The sequence below is a fragment of the Psychrobacillus sp. NPDC096389 genome, from assembly GCF_044762855.1.
Taxonomy (GTDB): domain Bacteria; phylum Bacillota; class Bacilli; order Bacillales_A; family Planococcaceae; genus Psychrobacillus.
In genome coordinates this window covers 230329-254365 of sequence record NZ_JBIWFB010000006.1, presented here as the reverse complement: position 1 = coordinate 254365, position 24037 = coordinate 230329, and the positions used below count along the sequence as shown (strand labels likewise).

The 24037-nt window shown below is 36.6% G+C and carries 24 protein-coding genes, 5 tRNA genes, 1 pseudogene and 1 riboswitch; of the genes and pseudogenes, 14 read left to right on the top strand and 16 right to left on the bottom strand.

Annotated features, from left to right (window positions below; all coding sequences use genetic code 11):
• Positions 1-135: 135 nt before the first annotated feature.
• The 3 genes and pseudogenes from ACIQ38_RS16195 to tlp all read right to left on the bottom strand — a co-directional run bounded on the left by ACIQ38_RS16195 (position 136) and on the right by tlp (position 3063).
• Entirely contained in the window at positions 136-918 is a 783-nt protein-coding gene (locus ACIQ38_RS16195) for a YqhG family protein (protein ID WP_402825198.1), read from the bottom strand.
• Positions 860-2462: pseudogene (locus ACIQ38_RS16190) on the bottom strand (DEAD/DEAH box helicase). The gene ACIQ38_RS16195 and the pseudogene ACIQ38_RS16190 overlap by 59 nt, the downstream one beginning before the upstream one ends.
• A 364-nt stretch (positions 2463-2826) precedes the next feature.
• Positions 2827-3063, bottom strand: coding sequence for a small acid-soluble spore protein Tlp (tlp, locus tag ACIQ38_RS16185; protein ID WP_402825195.1), 237 nt, complete (start codon positions 3061-3063; stop codon positions 2827-2829).
• 177 nt (positions 3064-3240) lie between these two features.
• On the opposite strand from tlp, the gene ACIQ38_RS16180 reads away from it, so the two are divergent.
• The 7 genes from ACIQ38_RS16180 to ACIQ38_RS16150 all read left to right on the top strand — a co-directional run bounded on the left by ACIQ38_RS16180 (position 3241) and on the right by ACIQ38_RS16150 (position 5637).
• Positions 3241-3876, top strand: a complete 636-nt coding sequence (locus tag ACIQ38_RS16180; RefSeq protein ID WP_402825192.1) for a hypothetical protein — start codon at positions 3241-3243, stop codon at positions 3874-3876.
• A 141-nt stretch (positions 3877-4017) separates the two neighbouring features.
• Positions 4018-4110, top strand: a tRNA-Ser gene (locus tag ACIQ38_RS16175).
• A 33-nt stretch (positions 4111-4143) separates the two neighbouring features.
• A tRNA-Met gene (locus ACIQ38_RS16170) sits at positions 4144-4220 on the top strand.
• Positions 4221-4223: 3 nt separating this feature from the next.
• Positions 4224-4299: transfer RNA gene (locus tag ACIQ38_RS16165), tRNA-Asp, on the top strand.
• Between the two features lie 52 nt (positions 4300-4351).
• Positions 4352-4427 (top strand) — tRNA-Phe (locus ACIQ38_RS16160).
• A gap of 6 nt (positions 4428-4433) precedes the next feature.
• Positions 4434-4507: transfer RNA gene (locus ACIQ38_RS16155), tRNA-Gly, on the top strand.
• A 104-nt stretch (positions 4508-4611) separates the two neighbouring features.
• Positions 4612-5637, top strand: a complete 1026-nt coding sequence (locus ACIQ38_RS16150; protein ID WP_402825189.1) for a TDT family transporter — start codon at positions 4612-4614, stop codon at positions 5635-5637.
• 47 nt (positions 5638-5684) lie between these two features.
• Here the strand turns inward: ACIQ38_RS16150 and ACIQ38_RS16145 are convergent, their stop codons facing one another.
• Both ACIQ38_RS16145 and ACIQ38_RS16140 read right to left on the bottom strand, forming a co-directional pair.
• Complete coding sequence (locus tag ACIQ38_RS16145) at positions 5685-6455, bottom strand: NRDE family protein (protein WP_402825186.1); 771 nt, start codon at positions 6453-6455, stop codon at positions 5685-5687.
• 353 nt (positions 6456-6808) lie between these two features.
• The gene (locus tag ACIQ38_RS16140; protein ID WP_402825184.1) at positions 6809-7216 is read right to left on the bottom strand and encodes an acyl-CoA thioesterase; all 408 of its coding nucleotides are present in this window, start codon (positions 7214-7216) and stop codon (positions 6809-6811) included.
• 353 nt (positions 7217-7569) lie between these two features.
• Between ACIQ38_RS16140 and ACIQ38_RS16135 the strand changes: the two genes are divergently transcribed.
• The 4 genes from ACIQ38_RS16135 (at position 7570) to ACIQ38_RS16120 (ending at position 12745) form a co-directional block, all read left to right on the top strand.
• Entirely contained in the window at positions 7570-8562 is a 993-nt protein-coding gene (locus ACIQ38_RS16135) for a LacI family DNA-binding transcriptional regulator (RefSeq protein WP_402825181.1), read from the top strand.
• A gap of 170 nt (positions 8563-8732) precedes the next feature.
• Complete coding sequence (locus ACIQ38_RS16130) at positions 8733-10118, top strand: hypothetical protein (protein WP_402825178.1); 1386 nt, start codon at positions 8733-8735, stop codon at positions 10116-10118.
• 17 nt (positions 10119-10135) lie between these two features.
• A complete protein-coding gene (locus tag ACIQ38_RS16125) occupies positions 10136-11557 on the top strand; it encodes an aldehyde dehydrogenase family protein (RefSeq protein WP_402825175.1) in 1422 nt (473 codons plus the stop codon).
• A 12-nt stretch (positions 11558-11569) separates the two neighbouring features.
• Positions 11570-12745, top strand: a complete 1176-nt coding sequence (locus tag ACIQ38_RS16120) for an iron-containing alcohol dehydrogenase (protein ID WP_402825172.1) — start codon at positions 11570-11572, stop codon at positions 12743-12745.
• Between the two features lie 51 nt (positions 12746-12796).
• Here the strand turns inward: ACIQ38_RS16120 and ACIQ38_RS16115 are convergent, their stop codons facing one another.
• Positions 12797-13108, bottom strand: a complete 312-nt coding sequence (locus ACIQ38_RS16115; RefSeq protein WP_402825169.1) for a hypothetical protein — start codon at positions 13106-13108, stop codon at positions 12797-12799.
• 205 nt (positions 13109-13313) lie between these two features.
• Between ACIQ38_RS16115 and ACIQ38_RS16110 the strand changes: the two genes are divergently transcribed.
• Together ACIQ38_RS16110 and ACIQ38_RS16105 are read left to right on the top strand one after the other, a co-directional pair.
• Positions 13314-14189, top strand: a complete 876-nt coding sequence (locus ACIQ38_RS16110) for a radical SAM/SPASM domain-containing protein (protein WP_402825166.1) — start codon at positions 13314-13316, stop codon at positions 14187-14189.
• Positions 14190-14273: 84 nt separating this feature from the next.
• Positions 14274-14603, top strand: coding sequence for a hypothetical protein (locus ACIQ38_RS16105; RefSeq protein ID WP_402825163.1), 330 nt, complete (start codon positions 14274-14276; stop codon positions 14601-14603).
• A gap of 82 nt (positions 14604-14685) precedes the next feature.
• Here ACIQ38_RS16105 and ACIQ38_RS16100 read toward each other — a convergent pair whose 3' ends face one another.
• From ACIQ38_RS16100 to ACIQ38_RS16060, 9 genes are all read right to left on the bottom strand, one after another.
• The gene (locus ACIQ38_RS16100) at positions 14686-15225 is read right to left on the bottom strand and encodes a VUT family protein (RefSeq protein WP_402825160.1); all 540 of its coding nucleotides are present in this window, start codon (positions 15223-15225) and stop codon (positions 14686-14688) included.
• A 28-nt stretch (positions 15226-15253) separates the two neighbouring features.
• The gene (gene queE, locus ACIQ38_RS16095; RefSeq protein WP_402825157.1) at positions 15254-15982 is read right to left on the bottom strand and encodes a 7-carboxy-7-deazaguanine synthase QueE; all 729 of its coding nucleotides are present in this window, start codon (positions 15980-15982) and stop codon (positions 15254-15256) included.
• Entirely contained in the window at positions 15975-16448 is a 474-nt protein-coding gene (gene queD / locus ACIQ38_RS16090) for a 6-carboxytetrahydropterin synthase QueD (RefSeq protein ID WP_402825154.1), read from the bottom strand. Before queD ends, queE begins: the two co-directional genes overlap by 8 nt.
• A gap of 3 nt (positions 16449-16451) precedes the next feature.
• Positions 16452-17111 carry a 7-cyano-7-deazaguanine synthase QueC gene (gene queC / locus ACIQ38_RS16085; protein ID WP_402825151.1) on the bottom strand — a complete coding sequence of 220 codons (660 nt, stop codon included), beginning with the start codon at positions 17109-17111 and terminating at the stop codon, positions 16452-16454.
• A 112-nt stretch (positions 17112-17223) separates the two neighbouring features.
• Positions 17224-17724 carry a preQ(1) synthase gene (gene queF / locus ACIQ38_RS16080; RefSeq protein ID WP_402825148.1) on the bottom strand — a complete coding sequence of 167 codons (501 nt, stop codon included), beginning with the start codon at positions 17722-17724 and terminating at the stop codon, positions 17224-17226.
• A 116-nt stretch (positions 17725-17840) separates the two neighbouring features.
• Positions 17841-17887, bottom strand: a riboswitch (PreQ1 riboswitch).
• A gap of 94 nt (positions 17888-17981) precedes the next feature.
• The gene (phnE, locus tag ACIQ38_RS16075; RefSeq protein ID WP_402825145.1) at positions 17982-18791 is read right to left on the bottom strand and encodes a phosphonate ABC transporter, permease protein PhnE; all 810 of its coding nucleotides are present in this window, start codon (positions 18789-18791) and stop codon (positions 17982-17984) included.
• A 12-nt stretch (positions 18792-18803) separates the two neighbouring features.
• Positions 18804-19619: a phosphonate ABC transporter, permease protein PhnE gene (gene phnE, locus ACIQ38_RS16070; RefSeq protein ID WP_402825142.1), complete on the bottom strand. Its 816-nt coding sequence runs from the start codon at positions 19617-19619 to the stop codon at positions 18804-18806.
• Positions 19612-20394 carry a phosphonate ABC transporter ATP-binding protein gene (gene phnC, locus ACIQ38_RS16065; RefSeq protein WP_402825139.1) on the bottom strand — a complete coding sequence of 261 codons (783 nt, stop codon included), beginning with the start codon at positions 20392-20394 and terminating at the stop codon, positions 19612-19614. Before phnC ends, phnE (ACIQ38_RS16070) begins: the two co-directional genes overlap by 8 nt.
• A gap of 89 nt (positions 20395-20483) precedes the next feature.
• On the bottom strand, positions 20484-21563 hold the full coding sequence (locus ACIQ38_RS16060) for a phosphate/phosphite/phosphonate ABC transporter substrate-binding protein (RefSeq protein ID WP_402825136.1): 1080 nt from the start codon (positions 21561-21563) through the stop codon (positions 20484-20486).
• Between the two features lie 262 nt (positions 21564-21825).
• On the opposite strand from ACIQ38_RS16060, the gene ACIQ38_RS16055 reads away from it, so the two are divergent.
• Entirely contained in the window at positions 21826-22644 is an 819-nt protein-coding gene (locus tag ACIQ38_RS16055) for a purine-nucleoside phosphorylase (protein WP_402825133.1), read from the top strand.
• A 56-nt stretch (positions 22645-22700) separates the two neighbouring features.
• Here ACIQ38_RS16055 and ACIQ38_RS16050 read toward each other — a convergent pair whose 3' ends face one another.
• Positions 22701-23723, bottom strand: a complete 1023-nt coding sequence (locus tag ACIQ38_RS16050; protein WP_402825130.1) for a threonine aldolase family protein — start codon at positions 23721-23723, stop codon at positions 22701-22703.
• Positions 23724-24037: the final 314 nt, after the last annotated feature.

Genomic DNA, 24037 nt, shown 5'->3' with positions numbered 1-24037 from the left:
CACCACGGACACCCTTGCTCTTGGCTAACCCCTACTTCTGTCTTCGGGGTTCGGGACTTGCACCCTATAGTTCATGTGCATGCCGGGCGCACATCGAAAAAGGTACTGCAGGAAATCCCCTAGCAGCACCTTTTTTCATTTCATGTAAAATAATCCACCGTTTACTATGTCCATTTTAATTCTTGCTTCGTATTGTTCCTCCATTGCTTTTTTCTCCATCTCATAACATTCCGGCTTGTCTTCTATTCCTTCGTAAAAGTGCTCTAATATGGCTTGGTCCTTCTGCCATCTACTTTTCGCTTCATCTGCCCACCCATGATCTTCCTGCTGTACAATACTTTCAATTACGGCATCTAATCTATCTAATGCACGAAGAGGCTTAATAATATAAGGCAATAGAAATGCCCTCTCTGATTTTTGTGCATCTAATTCTTTCACTGCTAACGATTCATGGAAACCATTTATGATCTCGCCAGTCATTAAATTAATGCCTAAAGAATGAAGCATTTCTTTCGTTCGGTCACAATAGTAGGATACTTTATAATTCACTCCTAGCCACGGCGTTAAAATAGGTCTCGTTTCCAAATTGTTTGAGACACGTTCATACATTTGTACATAGGAACCAAGCTCGTTCGTTGTTTGAAAGAGCTGACTTAGTCTAGGAGAACCAAAATGGATGACTTCTCCTTTTATATTCTTGCCAAGTTTCGTTTGGTCGGTAATTAAAGTTAATTGGGCAGGGTCTGGTACACCGTTTGTATTTTCTATATACTGCCAATAAAAAGGGCGATTCATAATTTTTTTATCCATATCGACTGTTAATTGAACTGTCATGTAATGCTCATTACCATGTACGATTTCACAATTGTTTTCTTTGAAAAACTTTTGTAAATAATCGTGCACTTGCTGTGGATACATAACGATCCTCCTCAAATTGTCTTCTTAAAAGTGGACAAAATATCGTCTAACTCTCCTACTACTTTTTCAAAGACATCTAATTTAACGTAAAGTAAGTCCAATATATCTTTTTCAATGGTATTTTCGATTGCTAAATTGTAAATATGAACATCATGTTCTTGTCCTAATCTATGGACACGTCCAATTCGTTGCTCTAGCTTCATGGGATTCCAAGGCAAATCATAGTTTATGACGTGATGACAAAACTGGAGATTTATCCCCTCGCCACCTGATTCAGTCGCAATTAACACTTGAAATTTTTCTTTAAAAAGATGCTTCATATACTCTCTTTTGCTCTTACTGAACTGCCCATTGAAAGGTACACTTGAGATACCTTTGGAATTTAAATACCATTGCAAGTAAACTTGACTAGCTTTATATTCTGTAAAGATAATGACCTTATCGTTCGCTTTAGAAATAATTTCATATACTTTTTCCGCTTTCGAATTCGTTTCCAATGCCATCAGTTTTTGAATAATATTATCAACGAAGTCAATTTCTTCTTGGTCAGTACAGTTTTGACGCATTTTAGTTAAGGTCAAATAGGTCGCTTCTTTGCTACTACACATTTCCTTTTGCAAAGTAATCATCGAAAATGCCCCTGAAAAGACAGCGGAGATATTTTTAAGCTCCAATATTAACTCATAGACTTCTCTTTCTTCGTCCGTAAAGTCGATTGGAATCGTTTGAACACGACGACTAGTCCATTCAATTCCCGTCTCTTCTCTTCTATTTCTCACCATTACTTGATTGACCAATCCCCTTAAGTATTCATCATGCTCTATACTGTGTTTACTAGCAGAAAATGAGGATTGAAATGTCTCGTAATTACCTAGATGCCCCGGCTTAAGTAGAGAAATGAGATAGAATAGTTCAAAAACGTTATTTTGAATAGGAGTCGCTGTTAATAACAAACAAAACTTTTTCTTTAACCCTTGGACAAAATCATAAATTTTCGTTTTATGGTTTTTAAGTTTATGTGCTTCGTCAATAATAATCATGTCATAATTTTGTCCATATATAAGTTCTTTATGTGGACTTTTTTTGGCTGTATCCATACTCATGACAACTACATCGTAGTATTCAATCGAAGTATTTTTTTTGTAGGCGATCGCGGGAATGTAAAATTTATAGTTTAATTCTTCAATCCATTGATTGATCAAAGAAGCTGGCGCTAAGATTAGTACTTTTTTCACGAGCCCACGAATGAGATATTCTTTCAATATTAAGCCCGCTTCAATCGTTTTTCCAAGCCCAACCTCATCTGCCAAAATTGCTTTACCATTCATCCTAGAGATGACCGTTTCAGCCACTTCTAATTGGTGGGCTAGAGGCGTTAAGTTTGGTAGGTATTTAGGGGATTGCAGACCAGAGAACTCCGTAATGAGGTTTGCTTTTTCCACTTCGTAACTCATGTTATATAATGTCCAATTACTCCATGGTTCCTTATTTTCTAATCTATTTATGAAACCTTCTTTCCATTCAGACGATTTTTCAATTATCATGAACATCACCTCAGACAATTTTTTGTCTTATTATGTTGTCCAAAATAGAAGTACATATGTTCATATAAATAAAATAAGTTTACGAATTTAAATAATGCAAGGCATCTTTAAATCTCAAACCTTTTTTGATTCGTTTTCCTAAGCCTTTGGACAGACTTATCACTATTAACATTTGAATTTTTTAGAAACTCGGTAATCTTAGTGCGTTTATCTTATCTGTCCATCGCCAAGCTTCAATAATACAAATAAGTTCAAAATCTTTTGCAATAATGACTGAAAAGAATAATCTCTAACTCAAAAGAAAGCACCTGAAGATGCAATTTCAGGTGCCCAAGTAGTTCTCTATGCAATAGATACTTACTATTTATGAGGAGTATCCATTTTTTCGCGCATTCTCTTCATCGAGAATTTCTTTGCGGAAGCCTTCAAGACTCTCTTCACGCCGTGCATTTTTCTTTTTGAGAGCCTCTTTTTCCCTACCATGCGTATAAGCCATTAATTCTTCAGCTGCCTCCATATTGTCCTTTGTATTCTTTACCATATCTTGAAGCTTTTCTACGTTATCTGAACGATCATCTGGCTTTGGTGTGTGTTTACTCATTATTTGTTCCTCCTTTTTCTAATAAGGTCATACCGAAATATCGTGCCCATCTAAACTAAAACTATTCAGAGTCATGATTAATGCAAAAAAGTGGTTAAAATAGCATGAATTAAAATAACAATTTAGGAAAAGATAGAAGTGGAAAAAAACTAGAATAGAGGCGAAGATGGTATGTCGATGGAATGGTTTGATAGAGTAGCTAGTGAACTTCAAGAGCAATTGGAATCCATTTGTGAGGATTATGACAAAAGTGGACACTTAAGTATAAATAGGGCTTCTAAACATCCACGAATTGAATTTTTTGTTGAATCAGATAATGATGAAAGACAATATTTCTTTAATCTGCTTTTCGACCCTTACAATGAAGAATTTTACGAAGAAAACTTTGATACAGTACTCAAACAACCAACGAGAATTATTTTGGATGATATTACCGACATCATTGAATCCGTTCATGAGAGCTTTCATGAATTTATGGAAGATGATGACGCCGATTATTATGATTTAGTAGAGGAATACGAATTACTTGATAGTGAAATTACGCTTGAAGATATTAATGTTGAATGGGAAACTCCGGAGGTTACTGCTTTCCAAATTGAGGACAAGATTGAAGTAACTTATCAATTCGGCATTGATAACGCTAATGGAGATGGTGTTTTACGAAGGGTGAACCGTATTTGGACGGAAGACTCTGAGTTCTTTGAAGACGAAAGTAACTTTACCTTTAAGAAAGAAGAGGGAAGTACAATCATAGCCATGATCGCTAGCCATCTGGATAAAATGATAGGTTTCGAAGAAATTATAAACGAATAATTAAGATAGCATCTCTGAGTAGAGGTGCTTTTTAATTAAAGATTTAAAAGGCACCTTATTTGTTTTAAATTTTTTTTCAAAAAAGTATTGCTTTTTTTATGAAATGTGTTGTATACTATATCTTGTCTTCAATAATATTTCGGAGGAATACCCAAGTCTGGCTGAAGGGATCGGTCTTGAAAACCGACAGGCGGGTCATACCGCGCGGGGGTTCGAATCCCTCTTCCTCCTCCATTTTATTTTTAAAACATATTACTATATTATTATCGCGGGGTGGAGCAGTTCGGTAGCTCGTCGGGCTCATAACCCGAAGGTCACAGGTTCAAATCCTGTCCCCGCAACCAAATGGTCCCGTGGTGTAGCGGTTAACATGCCTGCCTGTCACGCAGGAGATCGCCGGTTCGATCCCGGTCGGGACCGCCATTTAATTTTAAAATTTATTAGTTTGAGATGCGCGCTTAGTGCAAACTTAAGCGGCTCAGTAGCTCAGTCGGTAGAGCAAAGGACTGAAAATCCTTGTGTCGGCGGTTCGATTCCGTCCTGAGCCACCATGTAATGCGGGTGTAGTTTAGTGGTAAAACCTCAGCCTTCCAAGCTGATGATGAGAGTTCGATTCTCTTCACCCGCTCCAATATTTTAATTGTTAACCCTTTTCGAGTATATAACTCTTGAATGGGTTATTTTTTTTTGACTAATTATTAGAGTTAAGTACTCTTTAACAATGGAGATAATAATATGTTTTCTTTTAAAATGATTGATGCGTCGGCAGGTTCAATAATTATGGCCTTTGCTATCTTTCTCCTTGGTGCTATTTATCAATTCCCATTTTTAAATTATCATTTCGCTTTAACGTTATCCGGGCTTTTAGTTTTAGCTTGGTTGTTTATGTTCTTCGCTTTTTTTCGTTCCTTGCTTAAAAGAGATTATAGAAATAACTTAGTTAATTTACCTATCAAAAGCTTCGGTGTTGGCACTTGGATTGCGGCGACTTCCGTAATCTGTGATTTGATCATACAGCGGGCTCCTGCACTGCTGCCATTAGTTAAAATATTGGTTTGTGCCAATTTAGTTTTCTGGATAATTTTTATTATTTTTTGTATACACCAACTGAAGTCGATTATTGTAAACAAGGAGATTGCAAATACTCATGGAGTGATCCTACTCTCAACCGTTAGTACACAATCGATTGTCGGTTTATTGGTGACTACCTTTGGAACAAGCTTCACACCCGATTTAATTATTGCTTTCATCACATTAGGCATTTTATTATATCTGTTTTCTATCACTCTAATTATTATTCGTTTTACTACAAAATGGCGAGATATTCATGAGTGGAAAAATACAGATTGTATTATACATGGTGCCGTTTCAATCACCGGTTTAGCTATGGTTCAATCAGGTAATTTTACTTTCAATTCCATAATATTGGTCTGGTATATGGTATTTGTTTTGTTCCTCGTAGTGGAAATAGCCGATATAACAAGAGGCATTGCGAGGATTCATAAATACGGTTGGCGAAAAGGGCTTTTTACTTACCACATCACCCAATGGGCAAGAAATTTCACATTCGGTATGTTTTATTTCTTCACATTCAATATGGTGCACACCTTTTCAAACTCAATTAGACCTTTGGAATTTCATAATCACGTACTACACCTTTTAGGCTGGATTGTTCTCCTACTATTAATCGTAGAAGTATCTCTATTTTTAATTTCTATTGTCATAAAAATAATCCCTCTGGCGACCACTAAGCAAATATAAACCATTGCTCCATTCTTTTATAAAAAGAAAAGCAATGGTTTTTAACTTTATGAAGGGGTTTGTTGAAATGTAAAACGTTGATCACTCAAAAATTTTCCGTTCGTATATGTACGTTCTGAAAAGGTAATATGGTTATTATTATCAACTAATATCACGGTCGAACATCTAGTTCCGTAATTTGGAATTTTGATAAATAATGGTGACAATTGACGCTCAAGTTCAACACCAACCCCTGTATTTGGTAACTCCTCATCCCGAGCAACTTCCGAATCAGTCATCATTGTAAATAATTCATCCACATCGAGCTCCATTTTACTTGAGCTATATGCCTTCAAACTTTCTCTTCCCTTCTCTACTTTTGGCCATGCTGTGTTCAAAAACTTATTGCTCAATCCATGTGTTCCTGGGATAATCTCTGTAATTTCTCCCTCAATATTATTATAATAGTAAAGCTTTTCAGCATCCCCTATAATCACGTTGAATCCACTGTACTTTTCTTTGTCCCTGTTCAGTGATTGAAGATACTCTTTTGACGAAAGACTACCTACCAAAAACTTCTGCACAATTTCACCACGAGAAACTTTCCCACTCCCTACTGCGGATGGATCGCGGTAATTTGTTAATGCAGCAAATTTTCCTTCTTTTGTCATACCTAGCCAAGTCCCTAAACCAACTAAATCTCGACCAGCCAATAAGTTAGGAGCATCCTTCCAAAAATGTGCAGGTTCCGCTTTTCGATCATAAAATTCATCTCGATTTGCTGCTACGATTAGTTTATAGTTCGGATGAGTATGAAATTGAAAATTAATCAAACACATTTGTAATCCCCTTTTCGGCTTTCATCTAAATATTGTAACGTTAGTAGTCATCTTAGCAGATTAACTTCTTATTTTAAAGGTTGGATCTAAATCAAATATCCCGCCTAAATTAACTACTTTTCCGCATTTGTACAAATGCTTATGGTGATTATTCCACAGAAATGAAAGCTAAAGAATTTCCACTGACTAATGGAAACGCTCAGTAATGATATGACATAAGAAAAGCATCTCCTAAATTTAATACATATTATCGTAATAGGAGATGTTGCGATATATGATTATGGTTTTAATAATGTTGTAGGTAATCTATCAAATTAACAATTACATGATTTTCTAATTGGTTAGCAACTTTCCTATTCGCATAAAACTTCTTCATACATATGATTTTCTAACTCATTTCTAATTTCTATTGGAATTGTTTCGCTTTTGTTTTCTTGAATATTATAGTTTACGTAAATAGTGTTCGCTTTTGCGCTTAATTTCCCTTTTTGCCAAATCTCTTCATACAATTCAAGACTAGAGTTACCAATGCGCTTAACCCAACATTTAATCTCGACATTTGCACCAAAATATAGTTGTTGTTTATACTCAACTGTAGTTTTCAAAATAACCATCTTCCAGTTTTTAAAACTATTATCTGGATTAAACAACGCGAATAACTTATTCCTCCCAGCTTCTAACCATACTGGGACTGTTGTATTATTAATATGTCCTACCCCATCAGTTTCAGATACACGTGGTTCAATTACTGTTTTATACACTCTTACTATCCCCTTTGCAATATTTTCATTTCTATAGATTTTCCTAAATTGTTCCTAGCACTAACTCCTCATTCACAATTAGTTCCATTCTATGTTTTATTGAAAATGACTACGTATGCATTAAGTAGATAGTGCTTACAATGAAAATATACTCCTTCCCCTAACGAAATGTCAATAAACTTTTTCGAATATTCAAACATAAATTAATAAACCACTAGGATGAATAATGGAATACTGCGTCTACCTTAACGTTATTTTACTTTAAGAGTATTTAAAGTATAGTTAGCAACGTTGTAAAAATAATTGTATAATCAACTAAAAGCAACAATAGCAAATACTAGGGGGTAACTGTTTTGGTATCATCCAAAGATGTAGCAAAACACGCAGGCGTCTCACAAACGACGGTTTCACGTGTATTAAATTCTCCGGAATTTGTTAAAAAACCTACCTTTGATAAAGTTATGAAAGCAATCCATGATTTAAACTATGTCCCAAATGGTCATGCACGCTCTCTCGTACAAAATAAAACCAGTACAATCGCGCTTTTATCAGGACCATTACATAATCCATTTTTTGTTGACACAACATCTGCCATCGTTCATTATGCTAATGAAATGGGTTATCGTGTAAATGTACAATTCGTGAATGATGAAAAGCTAAATGAAGCATACGCAACTGCTATTGAACATAAAGTAGACGGCGTAATATTATCATGTATACTATTGGACGATCCGATATTCGAAAAGCTTACCCGAATGGATATCCCTTTTATTACATATAATCGAAAACATAAAAATAATGAGTATTTTGTAGAAATAGACAATTTCCAAGCCGGTTATTTATCAGCAAAGCATATGATTGAACAAGGTCATACAGCTATAGCATGGGTTGGTGGAACATTGACTGTCAGCACGTTCAACAACCGTTACCTTGGATTTCTTCAAGCCATGAAAGATTACAAATTATCCTTACCCGAACAATATATCATTAATACGGACGCATCTAAGCAATCTATTACACATGCTTTTCATAAATTGATGCGCCTGAAAGATCGTCCAACCGCTATTTGCGCCGGTGCAGATTCTCTTGCTTTATTTTTAATAGACGTCGCTATTCAAGAAAATTATATTGTTCCAGAGGATATTAGTATTATTGGAATAGATAATGTTGATTTAAGTAGCCACGGTTCAATCCAACTTACTACGGTCGGTAGTATTTCTGAACAAAATCTAGGTTATTTGGCCATCCGCGAATTAATTGAAATGATTGAAAATAAAAAAAACAGTTGCATGCAAATCACCGAATCTGTTAAAGTGTTTCATAGAAGTACGACGCGGAAAATTTAAAACAAACATTTCCAAGGTTTGTTTTAATTTTTTGTTCAAAATGAATACGTAACCATTCCATTGAGTTTTTTTCAGTAAAAATGGTTACGTATTCATTTAGCGTAATTACTTCATGGATTCATCTTTTTATGTAAGGGGTTTCATATTATTGTAAGGGGAGAAATTAGTTTATGAAATGGAAAGATAGGAAATATGGAGAAGAAGCTCCATACATACCGGCAGGACCTTTTAAAATTCGTTTACCTTTTATTCATTATCGATTTGAGTGGCCTGATTATGTTCAAGGTTTACTAATGTGCGCTGTTGATTTATCAGCAATTCCACTATTAGTTACCTTACTTGGGATGCCATTTGAAGTAGCTTTAGCAATTGTCATATTAAATGGGTTATTCTATTTGACTCACCATTTACTTGGTGATCCGGTTGTACCAGGCTGGATTACACCAGCAATTCCTTTAATAATGCTGTATTGTCAGCAGTTCCCTGAAGGGCCCGAACGAGTTCACTCGTTAATCGCCTTCCAGATGACGCTTGGTTTGCTGTCAATTTTTCTTGGTGCTACAGGCTTAGCCACAAAAGTAGTTCAATTAATTCCTTCAGCTATGAAATCAGGGATTATTCTTGGTGCAGGTTTAGCAGCAGTTATTTCTGTATTCCAAATAGGTGGGAAGTTTGACGATTTCCCTTGGACAATAACAATTGCAATCGGCATTGGTTTTTATCTATTATTCTCTAAACATTTTGCTACATTCCAAAAAAGTAACCCTTTCTGGGGTACTATAGCCAAGTTAGGGATCTTCCCAGTTATCATTATCGCAGTAGTTATTGCACCGTTGTTCGGTGAAGCGGCTTGGCCAAAAATTGAATGGGGATTTTCATCTCCAGATTTTATAACATTATGGAATGATTACACTGTATTTGGTTTAGGTTTACCGCCATTACTAATGTTCATTACTGGGTTACCTACTGTTTTTGCAGCATATATTGTACTTTTTGGAGACGTGTTGCAAAACAAAGTATTAGTTGCAGATGGAGCTGCGGCTCGTCCAGATGAAAAATTGGAATATCAACCAAGCCGTGCACATTTAATCTTCGGTTTGCGTAACAGCTTCATGAGTATTTTAGGTCCGGACGTTACAATGTGTGGTCCGAACTGGACTGCAATGCAAGTAGTCATGATTGAGCGCTATAAAAAAGGACGTAAAGCAATGGACTCGTTCTTCGGTGGAATCGGATCATTCCGTTGGGGTACGAATACAGGGTTACTTTTACTCCCTATTGTTAGTTTAGTACAACCTATTTTAGGTGTTGCTTTAGCTTTAACAATGTTAATTCAAGGATATGTAAGTGTAAAAGTTGGTGTCCTCGAAGCACGCAGCCAAACAGACTTAGGTATTGCAGGGATTATTGCTGCTGTTCTTTGTATTAAAGGAGCTACATGGGCATTTGCTGTAGGTATTTTACTTTGCTTATTAATTTACGGTAAAAACTTCTTTAAAGGAGAAGTGGATAATACATTTTCAAAAGACCAACAATCAGAGCTAGAAAAAGCATAATAAGAAAGGATGATTCGATGAACAAGCAATATTATGTAAATGGTGAATGGAAGTCTTCTGAAAAAATGGTGGAACTAACTTCTCCACATACAAAAGAAATCATTGCACGTATTCCGCAAGCAACTCGCGAAGAGGTAGAACAAGCAATAGAAGTCGCTGATCATGCAAAAAAACAAATGGCTGAGCTTACGGCCTATGAACGTGCGGCAATTTTGGAGCATATCGCTCAATTATTTGCCGACAATCGTCAAAAAGCGGCAGAAATCATTTCGTTAGAAGCTGCGAAACCGATTAAGTATGCATTAGGTGAAATTGATCGCACGATTGAAACGTATAAATTTGCAGCGGAAGAGGCTAAACGATTAACTGGTGAAATGATCCCGATGGATGCCGCCAAAAATGGAGCAAACCGTTTTGGTTATACGATTGAACAGCCGATTGGAGTAATTGGGGCCATTACACCTTTCAACTTCCCGCAAAACTTAGTTGCTCATAAAGTAGGACCTGCAATTGCTGCCGGTAACACGATTGTATTGAAGCCGGCATCACAAACTCCCCTTTCAGCATTATTTTTAGCTGAATTGATTGACCAAACAGCTCTACCTAAAGGGGCATTCAATGTCATTACAGGTAGTGGTAAAACAGTTGGCGATGCTTTAGTAGAAAGCAATAAAGTGAAAATGATTACGTTCACAGGGAGCCCTGCTGTAGGCATCGGCATTCGCAATAAGGCTGGTTTGAAAAAAGTGGCACTTGAGTTAGGGTCAAATGCTGGGTTAATTATCGACAAAGATGTTGATTTATCTCAAATCGTACCGAAATGTGTCACAGGTGCTTTCTCCAATCAAGGGCAAGTTTGTATTTCCTTACAACGTTCGTATGTAATGGAGGAATTATTTGATGATTTTATTGAACAATTTGCTAAAGCTACAAAGGATTTAGTAATTGGTGATCCACTCGAAGAAACAACGGATGTCTCTGCGATGATTCATCCTGGTGAACAAGATCGTGCCCTAGAATGGGTACAAGAAGCGGTTCAAAATGGAGCGGAAATAATAACAGGCGGAAAAATCGAGAATGGGGTTTTCATGCCAACTATTTTAACGAATGTATCCCCTACTTTAAAAGTATCTTGTCAGGAAGTATTTGCCCCAATCGTCGTAGTTAACCGTATTTCTTCTATTGAAGAAGGAATTGAAGCGATCAATGATTCAAACTACGGTCTTCAAGCGGGAATTTTTACGAACGACATTCAAACTGCATTCAAAGCTTCAAAACAATTAGAAGTTGGCGGTGTCTTGATTAATGATATTCCGACATACCGTGTAGACCAAATGCCGTATGGCGGTGTGAAAGAAAGTGGAACAGGTAAAGAAGGTTTAAAATACGCAATTCATGAAATGACAGAAACAAAATTGGTCGTTTGGAATCACAATTAAGGAGTGAACAGCATGTCCGAAAAAATTACATTCACACCAATAAGTTATACCGGCTGGGATTCACTATCTCACCTCTTGGATGAAGTAAATCGCTTTAACGTGAATAAAATTCTTGTAGTTACTGACCCATTCTTAAAAGATATCGGGTTAACTAATAAAGTCGTAGAACCTTTGGAAAATGCTGGTTACCAGGCAGAAGTATATACAGACGTCGTACCTGAGCCACCATTAGCAATTGGAGAAAAGCTAGTTGCATATACGCGTGACAACGAATTTGATATGGTGATTGGTATCGGCGGTGGTAGCGCATTGGATTTAACAAAACTGGCTGGTGTATTAGCTTCGCATGAAGGTAATGTGGCGGATTACTTGAACTTAACTGGCACAAAAAAAGTAACAAAAAAGGGACTTCCTACAATCCTAATCCCTACTACTTCCGGGACCGGCTCAGAAGTAACGAATATCTCTGTATTATCGCTGGAGACAACTAAAGATGTGGTAACACATGATTACTTATTAGCAGATGTGGCGATTGTCGATCCTGCCTTGACAATTTCTTTACCACCAAAAGTAACAGCCGCTACGGGTGTTGATGCCCTAACTCATGCAGTGGAAGCTTATATCTCGAAGAATGCTAGCCCTGTTTCTGATGCACTTGCTTTACAAGCAATTCGCCTAATCAGTAATGCCATCCGCACTGCTGTATCAAACGGTGAAGACAAACAAGCTCGTACAGATATGAGCTATGGAAGCTACTTGGCCGGTCTTGCATTCTTCAATGCTGGGGTTGCCGGAGTTCATGCATTAGCTTATCCGCTAGGTGGTCAATTCCACATTGCACACGGAGACTCAAACGCCGTCTTACTTCCGTATGTAATGGGTTATATTCGCCAAAGCTGTGAAAAGCGTATGAAAGATATTTACGATGCGATGGGCTTTAGCTCAGCAAATCTTTCACAAGAAGAAGCTTCTTATAAATGTGTTACGGAACTAAAACGTTTAGTAGAAGATGTGAACATTCCATCCACTTTAAAAGGCTTTAACATTACTGAAGATGCACTAGAAAGCTTAACGAAGGATGCCACCGAACAAAAACGCATTTTAGCACGTAGCCCGATGCCTTTACAAAAAGATGATATTTTTGCGATTTATAAAGCAGCTTTCGATGGAAAGATTGTCGAAAAATAAAAAACGACATATAAGCCCCCATTTGAGTTGCAATTCAAATGGGGGCTTATATTATCCTTCGATGCGCGATATTTTGTAAATTTGATTACTCAATGGCATTGCACTAGGATACTTATAAAACATTGGTAACACGAGACCAACATAGTCATCTAGAAACTTATTTTCTTTTCTTTCCTCAATCAATACTCTATATTTAGCCATTGCGCTTGCTTTTAAATTATCACTAATAGGCGATATACTAATTGTCTCCATATGTTGAATGTTCGAAGTATTAGTCCGCAGTACTTGTTCGACTTCTTTTTGATAATCTTTCGAATCTGCTACTTCTACTACCAAGTTTACTATTGTTATTACTTCAATCAATTCTTAACCTCCGTCACTCAAAATCTTCGTACTCTTTAATATGGAACAATAATACTATGCGAAATTTAGAAAATCAACATACTATAAATGGATAACTTTTAGCATGGATATTTCACCTATTGGTAAACTTCACAATAAAGCATGTAATTCTGTTAGAATGAGTATAGTCATTTTATAATATATGAACTGGAATGGTGAATAAACGTTGAAAACATTTAAGAAAATGTATATTGAAATCACAAGTGTATGTAATCTTGCTTGTAGCTTCTGTCCTCCGACCGCGAGAAAGGCAAATATTCTAAAAGTAGATAAGTTTAACGAAATACTTGATCAGATCAAGCCACATACGAAATATATTTATCTACATGTGAAAGGAGAACCCCTTCTCCATCCGAGAGTCGATCAGTTACTAGATGCTGCTCATGCTAAAGGATTTAAAGTAAATATAACAACAAACGGGACACTTCTTAAAAAGAATAGACATAAACTGTTAGGTAAACCGGCGCTACGACAAATGAACTTCTCCCTCCATAGTTTTGATGGGCATGAAGGCTCCACCGACCGTGAAGGATACTTAGCTGAAATCCTATCGTTTGCAAAAGAAGCAGCGGCACAAGGGGTCCTTATCTCCTTCCGTTTATGGAATTTAGACCCGGTTCATGCAACAAGCGAACAAAAGAGAAAAAACCAAGAAACGTTAGATATCCTAGAAAAAGAATTCAACTTAGATTACAAAATTGAAGAAAAAGTAGTACCTGGTAGTGGAGTTAAAATTGCAGATCGCATTTATATTAACCAAGACCATGAATTCCAATGGCCAAGTCTACTTGCCCCTGAAGATGATGGAAAAGGATTTTGTCATGCCCTTCGTAGCCAAGCAGCTATTCTTGTCGATGGCACGGTCGTACCTTGCTGTTTGGACGGAGAGGGTGTAATCGACCTTGGAAATATTAATGACAAGCCTTTCTCAGAAATTATTGAAGGAGAAAGAGCCAATAATTTGTATGATGGCTTTTCTAGAAGAGAAGCTGTGGAAGAAATGTGTAGGAAGTGCGGTTACAGGAAAAGATTTGGAGCCTGATTGATGATCCAATTAATGACCCTGTGTAAGAAAAAATTCTGAATTTTTCTTACACAGGGACGTTTTTTAAAGGAGGATTCAACAATGAAATATTCAACTGCCAAATGGATTGTGATTAGTTTAGGTAGTGCATCAGCTATAGCCATTTTTACTTATTTCTATCTAGATGAAAAAGATATGATGGTTCCCTTCTTATCTGCTACTATCAAACCGTTTATGATGATAACGATGCCCCCCGTCATTATATTACTTGCAGCGATGCTTGCAGCAAATAACGAACATGATAAAAATGAAGATAAAGATAAAGATAAAGATAAAGAAAAACGGATTTCCGGGAAAAATTTCAAAAGAGCCCTTATTCTAATAGGTGCGCTTCTTTCTTATAAGATATTTACAGGTTATTTTTCTAAATAATTTCACGTAAAATAGGAAAGCCCTCCACTCTATCGAAAACACTCGATTGATTGGAGGGCTATTTTCTCATTAGTAATTCGATTTATTCTGAAACAAGCTGCTTTCTTCTACTTACATAAACTTGGTTCAATACCAAAGCACCGAACATTTGAATAACCGTCTTCACAATAATTTGTCCCAAAATAGCAAAAGGCACGGCTTCCCAAGGAAGAAAATTGGCACCCAGGGGACTTAAACCAATTATGACGAAAATGACAGAGTCTAGAAATCCTCCGACAATTCCGCTATAAAACACACGCCAAGCCATTGGCAGTTTCAGCCTTGTATAAATCTCGGTATCAGCAGTTTCAGCAACAACAAACGACAGCGCAGATGCCACCACGATTAATAATGTGTCGCCGAGCATGAATGAAACTAGTGCGGATAAGCCCAAAGCTATAATAATAAATACATACGTCTTAGCTCTTCCATATTTGTTTTGAACAAGATCTCGGAAAATGAAAGTTGCACCGATCAAAAGCGTTCCCATAGGGACGATAAACACGCCAAGCTGCAATGGCGCAAATGCTGCCGTTACCACGTTAGCCGTGACGATAGATAATAAATAAAATAATATTCTCATGATGTTACTCCTCAAGTAATTTTTAAGGCTATACGCCTCTTTTATTTCCCCAAATGAGGGTGTGAAGCTGGGGTAGTACTTTGACATCCCTTAATTCTTCATCTGCAATGACCCGGTCAATCAGCTGTTGATATTTATCTAATAAATGGCTGATAAGCTGGGGATTGTCCGTCGTTGTAATATCGTCATTACCAACTTGTAGATAGAAAGGTATTGTCGGATATCGAAGGTGGACTTGCTTGGCATACTCATAATCTTCTTGATTGAAAACGACTATTTTAAGAGAAATATGCTGCTCGCTGTTTCGATTTTTAAGTTTGTCGATGATAGAAGAAAGAATAGAAAAGTCCGTTATCATTCCGGAACTTGGTGGCTTTGGTGAAATCGTCAGTTCATCAATTTCATAAAGCCATTCCTGCCATTTACTCCCTTGTGTCTCTACTCCGATTTTTATGTTATTTTCTTTTAAAAGGGCAATAAGTGCATCCAAATTTCGAAGAAGAACTGGATTTCCACCTGAAATGGTAACAAATGAAAAACCGTTTCCTCCAATACGCTTTAACTCAGCCCAAATCTCTTCTGCAGTCATTTGTGCAATTAAATGCTTGCCGCTTCCATCCCATGTAAATGAAGAATCACACCAGGAACAAGAATAGTCACAGCCAGCAGTCCGAACAAACATCGTCTTTTGTCCCACTACCATTCCCTCACCTTGAATAGTTGGACCAAAAATCTCCATCACGGGTACTTTACTCAACTTCCATCCACTCCCGTCTTGCTTCGGCATAGCTTGTCGGAGTTTCATACAGCCTGATAAATTCTACTCGTGCTCCGTTATATCGTTGTTCTTCTAGCAATGATTCACTCAACTTCTCGTATATCCAGACAACAATATTTTCCGCAGTCGTATTCATTGGTGGAAGCGTTTCGTTTAAGTAACGATGATCCAAATAAATCTCTATTTTTTGTTTCCATATTTCTTTTATATCGCCAAAATCAATCACAAGGCCTCGGGAATCCGTGTATCCACTCACACCTAATACAGCACGATAAGTATGACCGTGCAGATTTTTACATTTCCCTTCATAGTTGTGTAAATGGTGAGCTGCATCAAAGGTGAACTCCTTGCTCACTAAAACTCGCTTGGCATGATACTTTAATTGACTACTTTGGATATCTTCCTCTATTTTTTGGAGTCTATCGACAATTCTAAAATCGCTCATGCCCTAGGACTCCTTTTTATAGCTTAAATACTCATCAAGCCCTCTTTTTCGCAGTTTACAAGCTGGACATTCCCCACAACCATCCGCTATTACACCGTTATAGCAGGTCAACGTTTTTTCTCGAACAAACTCAAGTGCTCCAAGCTCATCCGCAAGTTCCCATGTTTGCGCCTTGTTAAGCCACATGAGCGGAGTATCCAGCACAAAAGTATCGTCCATCGCTAAATTTATCGTTACATTCAAAGATTTAACAAAGATATCTCGGCAATCGGGATATCCGCTAAAATCGGTTTCACAAACACCAGTCACAATATGCTTGGCTCCTACTTGGCTCGCTAAAACTCCTGCAAATGAAAGAAAGAGCATATTCCGTCCGGGTACAAAAGTCGATGGCAATCCACCTTCTTCACCATCTTCTACCTCTATGTCATCTCGAGTTAATGCATTCGGTGCAAGCTGATTCAAAAGAGACATATCCAGAATATGATGCTTGATACCAAGCTCCTCCGTTATCGCTTTTGCGCACTCAATTTCAAGATGATGCCTTTGACCATAATCAAAAGTCACTGCCTCTATCTCTCTAAAACGTTCTTTTGCCCAAAACAGACAAGTTGTGCTGTCTTGGCCTCCACTAAATACAATGATTGCTTTCTCCTGCTTCATCCGTAAAACTCCTTTATAACAAAAAAACGGCATTCTAAAAAGAATGCCGTCTTCTTTTTAGTTTTTTTAAGAGGGTAGCTAAAAACCTCTTCCTTCATGCGGACTATTCAATTTATCGATTATCAATTTTTTCTGGATAAAGATCATGGTTCATCAAACGATAATTTGCCATCTCTTCATATTTAGTACCTGGTCTACCATAGTTACACCAAGGATCAATGGAAATTCCCCCACGTGGTGTGAATTTTCCCCAAACCTCAATATACCTTGGATCCAATAATTTAATTAGATCGTTCATGATGATGTTGACGCAATCTTCATGGAAATCACCATGATTTCTAAAACTAAATAAATACAATTTTAGTGATTTACTTTCTACAATCTTTTTATCCGGTATGTACGAGATGTACATAGTCGCAAAGTCAGGCTGTTGTGTTATTGGACATAAACTAGTAAACTCTGGACAATTAAACTTCACGAAATAATCCCGATTAGAATGGAGACTATCCACTGATTCCAATACTTCCGGTGCATACTCAAACGAGTACTGAGTCCCCTGATTCCCTAACAATGTCAAATCCTTCAAACCTTCTTCTTGGCTTCTGCCAGACATAATAAAAACCTCCTAATATAATAACTTCTAAAGAGGTACCTTTAACCAGTCTATCGCAAACATATAGGATAAAAACAAAAAAGCCATGCCCAAATATGGACATGGCGAAACGTCATGTATCCATAGTTTTTTATAGAGGGTATCAGCTATGAACCTCTCCCGATCAAGTTCGGGTACTTATTTATGATATAGAATACTTTCTAAAAGGTCAAATAGACTTTTATTTTTAAATCATTTTGTAATGACCTTCCTCTAACCTAGTATCCTCTAACTAATTTATTTCTAATTTTATTGGATATAAATTCAACGATTAATATCAGAAGTACTAGCCCTATTAAAATAGCTCCAACTTCCTCCCAACGATACGAGTTCATCGCAAAAATGAGCGGTGCACCGATTCCTCCAGCACCAACCAATCCTAATACGGATGCATCGCGTAAATTCATATCAAAACGATAAATAACAATGGATAAAAACATGGCAAATAATTGTGGGATAATGCCATATCGAATCTTTTCAAACATTGTACAACCAATAGATGTCATCGACTCTAGAATGCTAGTATCTAAATCTTCAATAACATCTGCGTATAGTTTCGATAACATCCCAATAGATGTTAATGACATCGTTAAAACTCCTGCAAATGGACCTAGACCTGTTACACGAATAAACATTAATCCATAAATAATAGCTGGAATTGTACGTATGCCAATCAATAATATCTTCGTCACAAAGGCAATCGGCTTTGGCACAACATTAGAAGCAGATAGAAAAGCTAGAGGAATCGCTAAAATAGCGCCCATAATTGTTCCTAAAAAGGCAATCGCCATTGTTTCAATGAGTAAGTAAGCGACACCTTTTTCTGTAAAGTTAAGGAGTAAATCTAAATCCGGGTGTAAAATACCGGCTATAATATTCTTTGCAATTGTTAAGCCACTTGCTTCCATATTATTCAGTTGAATCGCCGAAAGCGACCAAATAAATAATATAAAAACAATAATGAAAATCCATGTAATATATTGATAGCTCTTTTTTTCTAACAGTAATTGCTTTTCAATAGCATTCATACAAGTTCCCCCTTAAACTAACTTCTTTCTGAAATGTTCACTTATGTTTTCGATGATGAATACTGTAATGGCAAGCATGAGCAGAATGATGCCGACATTTGCATAATTTCGCCAGCCGAGTCCCTCACTTAATAGAAGACCAATTCCACCAGCTCCTACATATCCTAAAATCGAAGCGTAACGAACATTTCCTTCAAAGCAGAATAAAGAAGTGGATAAATAGTTAGGCAAAACTTGGGGAAATATTGCGTATCGAAATGCTTGAATCCGAGTCAAACCAATGGACTCCATCGCTTCATATGCAGCCATATTCGCATTTTCAATTTGCTCATACAACAGCTTTGCAACATACGCAATTGTAAATAAAAAAATTGCCACAGTACCTGCCATCGTTCCTAAACCAAATATAAATGTGGCAATAAGTGCTGATACTAAAGTTGGCAAAGTACGAAGAAGACTAAGTAAAAATTTAACGATAGAAACGACTATCGAACTTTTAATAATGTTGGAAGAAGCTAGAATAGCAACAGGCAACGCTACTATTGCTCCTAACACTGAACCAAGTAATGACATCTTGATCGTGTCCATTAATGGTTGCCACAGCTTAGGTGTGTATTCCCAGTTCGGTGGAATCATTTGATTTAAAATTTTGAAAAACTCATGGATTCTCTTAAATATTACTTCCATACTAAATCCCGTGATATGTATAGAAAATATTGTAGCGATGAGTAATATAAATAGTATCAAAAGAGTGTAAGATCTTTTTTCCAATACTACTTTTCCGTTAGGTAACGTAATTTTTTTCGGAACAAATATTTTGTCAAACATGACTCATCTGCTCCTCTTTTTTTATAACTTCACTCGATTGTGCTCGTCCATAAATGTGATCTAACACTCTTTGATCTACCATAGAGGACTTTCCATCAAAGACTACTTCGCCTTTTTTGATACCGATAATCCGGTCTGCATATTGTAATGCTAAGTCGACATGGTGAATGTTCATGATGACTGTAATATTCATTTCTTGATTAATTTTTTTAAAATCATCCATTACTTGACCAGCTGTTACAGAGTCTAAAGAAGCTACTGGCTCATCCGCTAAAATAATATCGGGGTTTTGTGCTAAAGTTCGTGCAAGGGCCACTCGTTGCTGCTGTCCACCAGATAGTTGGTCTACCCGTGTATATGCTTTATCCAAAATACCTACTTGATCAAGTGCAGTTAAAGCTTGTATTTTTTGTTGTTTTGTAAATAAACCAGAGATTTTACGCCAAAGAGACAGATCAGGTACGAAGGAGACTAGGACATTTTTCAATACTGTTGTACGCGTAACAAGATTAAACGATTGGAAGATCATGCCGATATTTCGTCTAAATTGGCGAACTTCCCTGCCTCTTAATTTCGCTACTTCTATATCATTTACAACAAGCGTTCCATCCGTAATATCATGCATACGATTAATACATCGAATGAACGTTGATTTCCCTGCACCGGACAATCCAATGACAGCAACATATTCCCCTTTTTCGATAGTCAAATTTATATCATTTAAAGCTAATAAACCATTTGGATACTTTTTCTCTACATTAATAAATTTAATCATGATAATCTCCTATCAATATCTTAATACGAGAAAAAATGAGAACATCATATAAATGCTCCCATCCTTTCATTTGAAATCAGTTTACTATTTTAATTTGTTCCTAATTGCTGTACAATTTCTTGTGCTTTACGTTCATTGTCATAATCTGCATCTACCGCTTCTTTGTATCCTTCATGATTGTAGATAGAAATAACTTCTTTACCTGCATCTGTTTGGGAAATATTAATGAAAGCTTGTTGTAAAGCTTGTTTTAGCGCATCGTCCATAATTTCAGAGTTTTTGCTTACGCTAATTGTGTCGTTATAGATTCCTGGTGTCACACCAATTACATCTGTTTCTTCCCAAATGGAAGCCGTACGACTAAATTCTGAAGTCCACTTTTCTTCGTTGTCACGACGAGCATCCGCATATGTTACTAATACGTCCGTCTGTTCAGCTGCTAAACGAGCAAATGCACTTCCGTAGGAATCGACTTGTACAACATTTGCTAAATCTGTAATTGTTTTATTGAAATTTTCTTGTAACCACAATGCAGGATAAATATAGCCTGCTGGTGATGAAGAGGACATAACACTCCAGTTTGCACTGTTTACATCGTCAAACGTTAACTCTTCTCCATTATTAATTTTTGCAGTAATTTCCTTTCCTTTTTCAGAAGGTCCTGCAATTATTAATGCACGATAAGAAGTAGTTTGTGTATCGGTTGGTGTTGTTGGCTCATTGTCATTCCATTCTTTCGCAGAATCTGAATCATTATTTAGACCCGCACGAGTAGAAGTTAAGATTACTTCCGCGCCGTCATCATATAATACATATGTGCCACCTGGGATAAGTCCAATATCAGTAGTTCCAGCTGAAAGTGCTTCTCCAACTGCTTCATAGTTAGTACCAACAGTGATGTCTACTTCATTTACTTTATAACCAAGTTTCGCTAATTCTTCTGTTAATAAACTTTTCAATGGTTCAGTTGCTGTAATAATTTCTTCTGGATCTCTTGATGGAACAAATCCAATCGATAGTTTTTCAAGAGTGGTTGTTTCTTCATTAGAAGCATCACTTGACTCAGTTTGTGTTTCTGTTTGCGTTTCTGCTGGAGTTTCACTATTTCCACATGCAACTAAAAAAAGTGCAAATAAAAATGTGACACCCAAATAAATGTATTTTTTCATCTAACAAATTTCCTCCTCTAGCAAATAGAATTCTTTACTATTTTAATTACCAACTATTAACAAAGTATTGGATTTTTGTAAATATTATTTCACTCTTATAAAGGTTCCATTAATTATTTCTCTTCTATTATCTTTTTTTACTTATAAGTGCTAATTTTTAGTTTTATAACTTACTTTCTACAATTTTTTTCAATTACATACTTTCGGTGTATACTACATTTGTATCGTTTTTTAACGTAACTGTATCGAGGAGGAATTATGGATGCATAACATTCAAGATATTAAAGAAACTAGAGATTTTATTATGAGCAAGACAGAACATCGCCCTGTAATTGGACTGATTTTAGGATCAGGGCTAGGAAGTCTTGCAGATGACATACAAAATGCTGTTAAAATTCCTTATAGCGAGATTCCACACTTTGCGAAATCCGAAGCAATCGGACACGCGAACGAACTTGTGATTGGGGAATTAAACGGGAAGATTGTTGCTGCGATGAAAGGCCGTTTTCACTATTATGAAGGATTTACTATGGATGAAGTAACTTTCCCTGTACGTGTTATGAAAGCGCTAGGTATTGAAAATGTGATTATTACAAATGCATGTGGAGCAGTAAATACAAACTTTAACCCTGGAGATTTAATGTTAATTACGGACCATATCAATTTAACTGGTGCTAATCCATTAATCGGACCAAACAACGACGAATTAGGAACTCGCTTCCCTGACTTATCAGACGTATATAGTAAGCAACTTCGTAGTGTTGCCACTAAAGTAGCGAACGACCAAAACATACCATTACAACAAGGTGTATATGCTTGGTGGAGCGGACCTACTTATGAAACGCCTGCTGAAATCCGTATGATTCGTACATTAGGAGCTGACGCTGTTGGAATGTCTACAGTGCCAGAAGCAATTGTAGCTACTCATGGCGGGATGAAAGTACTCGGTATTTCTTGCTTAACAAATATGGCATGCGGAATACTAGACCAACCGTTGAATCATGAGGAAGTAATTGAAGTTGCTAGTCAAGTAAAGGTTAAATTTGTAGGATTAGTAAAAGGAATTTTGGAAGAGATTTAAAAAAATGTCCCTGTGTAAGAAACAATTTTGAATTGTTTCTTACACAGGGACAAAAATTATACTTTTTTCATATCCTCCACAAAAGCTCTTACCTCTTCTTCTTTTGTTGCCCAAGATGTTACTAATCGAATTGCAGAATGGGTAGAATCAACCTTTTCCCAAACAATAAATGCGTATTTTTTTTGAAGCTCCGCAATAAGTGCATTCGGTAATATTGGAAAGATTTGATTGGATGGAGAATAGGTCAAAAATGAAAAATGGGCATTGCTACATTCTTCCCTAAGAATAGTTGCCATTTTATTGGCATGCTGGGCCAATTCAAAAAATAAATCATCCCTGAATAATTCATAAAATTGAATACCTAAAAGCCTTCCTTTTGCTAGAAGTGCCCCTTTTTGCTTTAAATGAAAACGAAAATCTTCTTTTAAAGAATTATGGCAAATGACTAACGCCTCACCTAAAAGAGCACCATTTTTTGTCCCACCAATATAGAAAGCATCCACAAGTGAAGAAATGTCACTTAGCTTTAAATCATTATCCTCAGAACATAGCGCTGATCCCAGGCGTGCCCCATCCATATATAATATAAGATTACGCTCTTTACAAAAGTCTCTTAAATCTGTCAGTTCACTTTTAGAGTAGATAGAGCCAATTTCTGTTGAATTGGAAAGATAAACCAACTTTGGTTTTACCATATGTTCATCTATATGTAGGTCTAGAACTTCTTTTATAAGAGAGCGATTCAGTTTTCCATCTTTCATTTCTACCGATATGACTTTATGTCCAGTAGCTTCAATTGCACCTGTTTCATGTGTAAAAATATGACCAGAACTAGCGGCGATTGCTGCTTCATGAGGTCGAAGAAAAGCCGAAATTGCCGTTAAATTTGTTTGGGTTCCACCTGATAGTAAGTGTATGTCAACATCCTGACTTCCTAGTTTCTCCTTCAAAAGCTCGATTGCTCTTTGAGTAAAACTATCATCTCCATAGCCGTCTTCTTGTACATAATTCGAATCTATTAAAGCCTGTAAAATTCTCGGGTGTGCTCCTTCTGCATAATCATTCTTGAAGCTATACATATTAATTCCTCCGCCTTTTACGTCCCTGTGCAAGAAACGATTCTGAATCGTTTCTTGCACAGGGACGTCTTTTAATACGTTATAATGTATAATATTTAATTTAAAATTTCAATCTTTTTCTAGATAATTGTTAATAATTGAACAATCATTAGAAGAGGTTTATCCCTAAACTATTAAGATATTTAACACTTTAAATATCTTAATAGCCCCATCCTACAATACCAACTAAATCGCTCTATTTTAACGGGTTACATTGTTGAATTTCGAGTAATATGGTAGGATTAGTTTATATTTAAAAATCTAATAATTCAAAC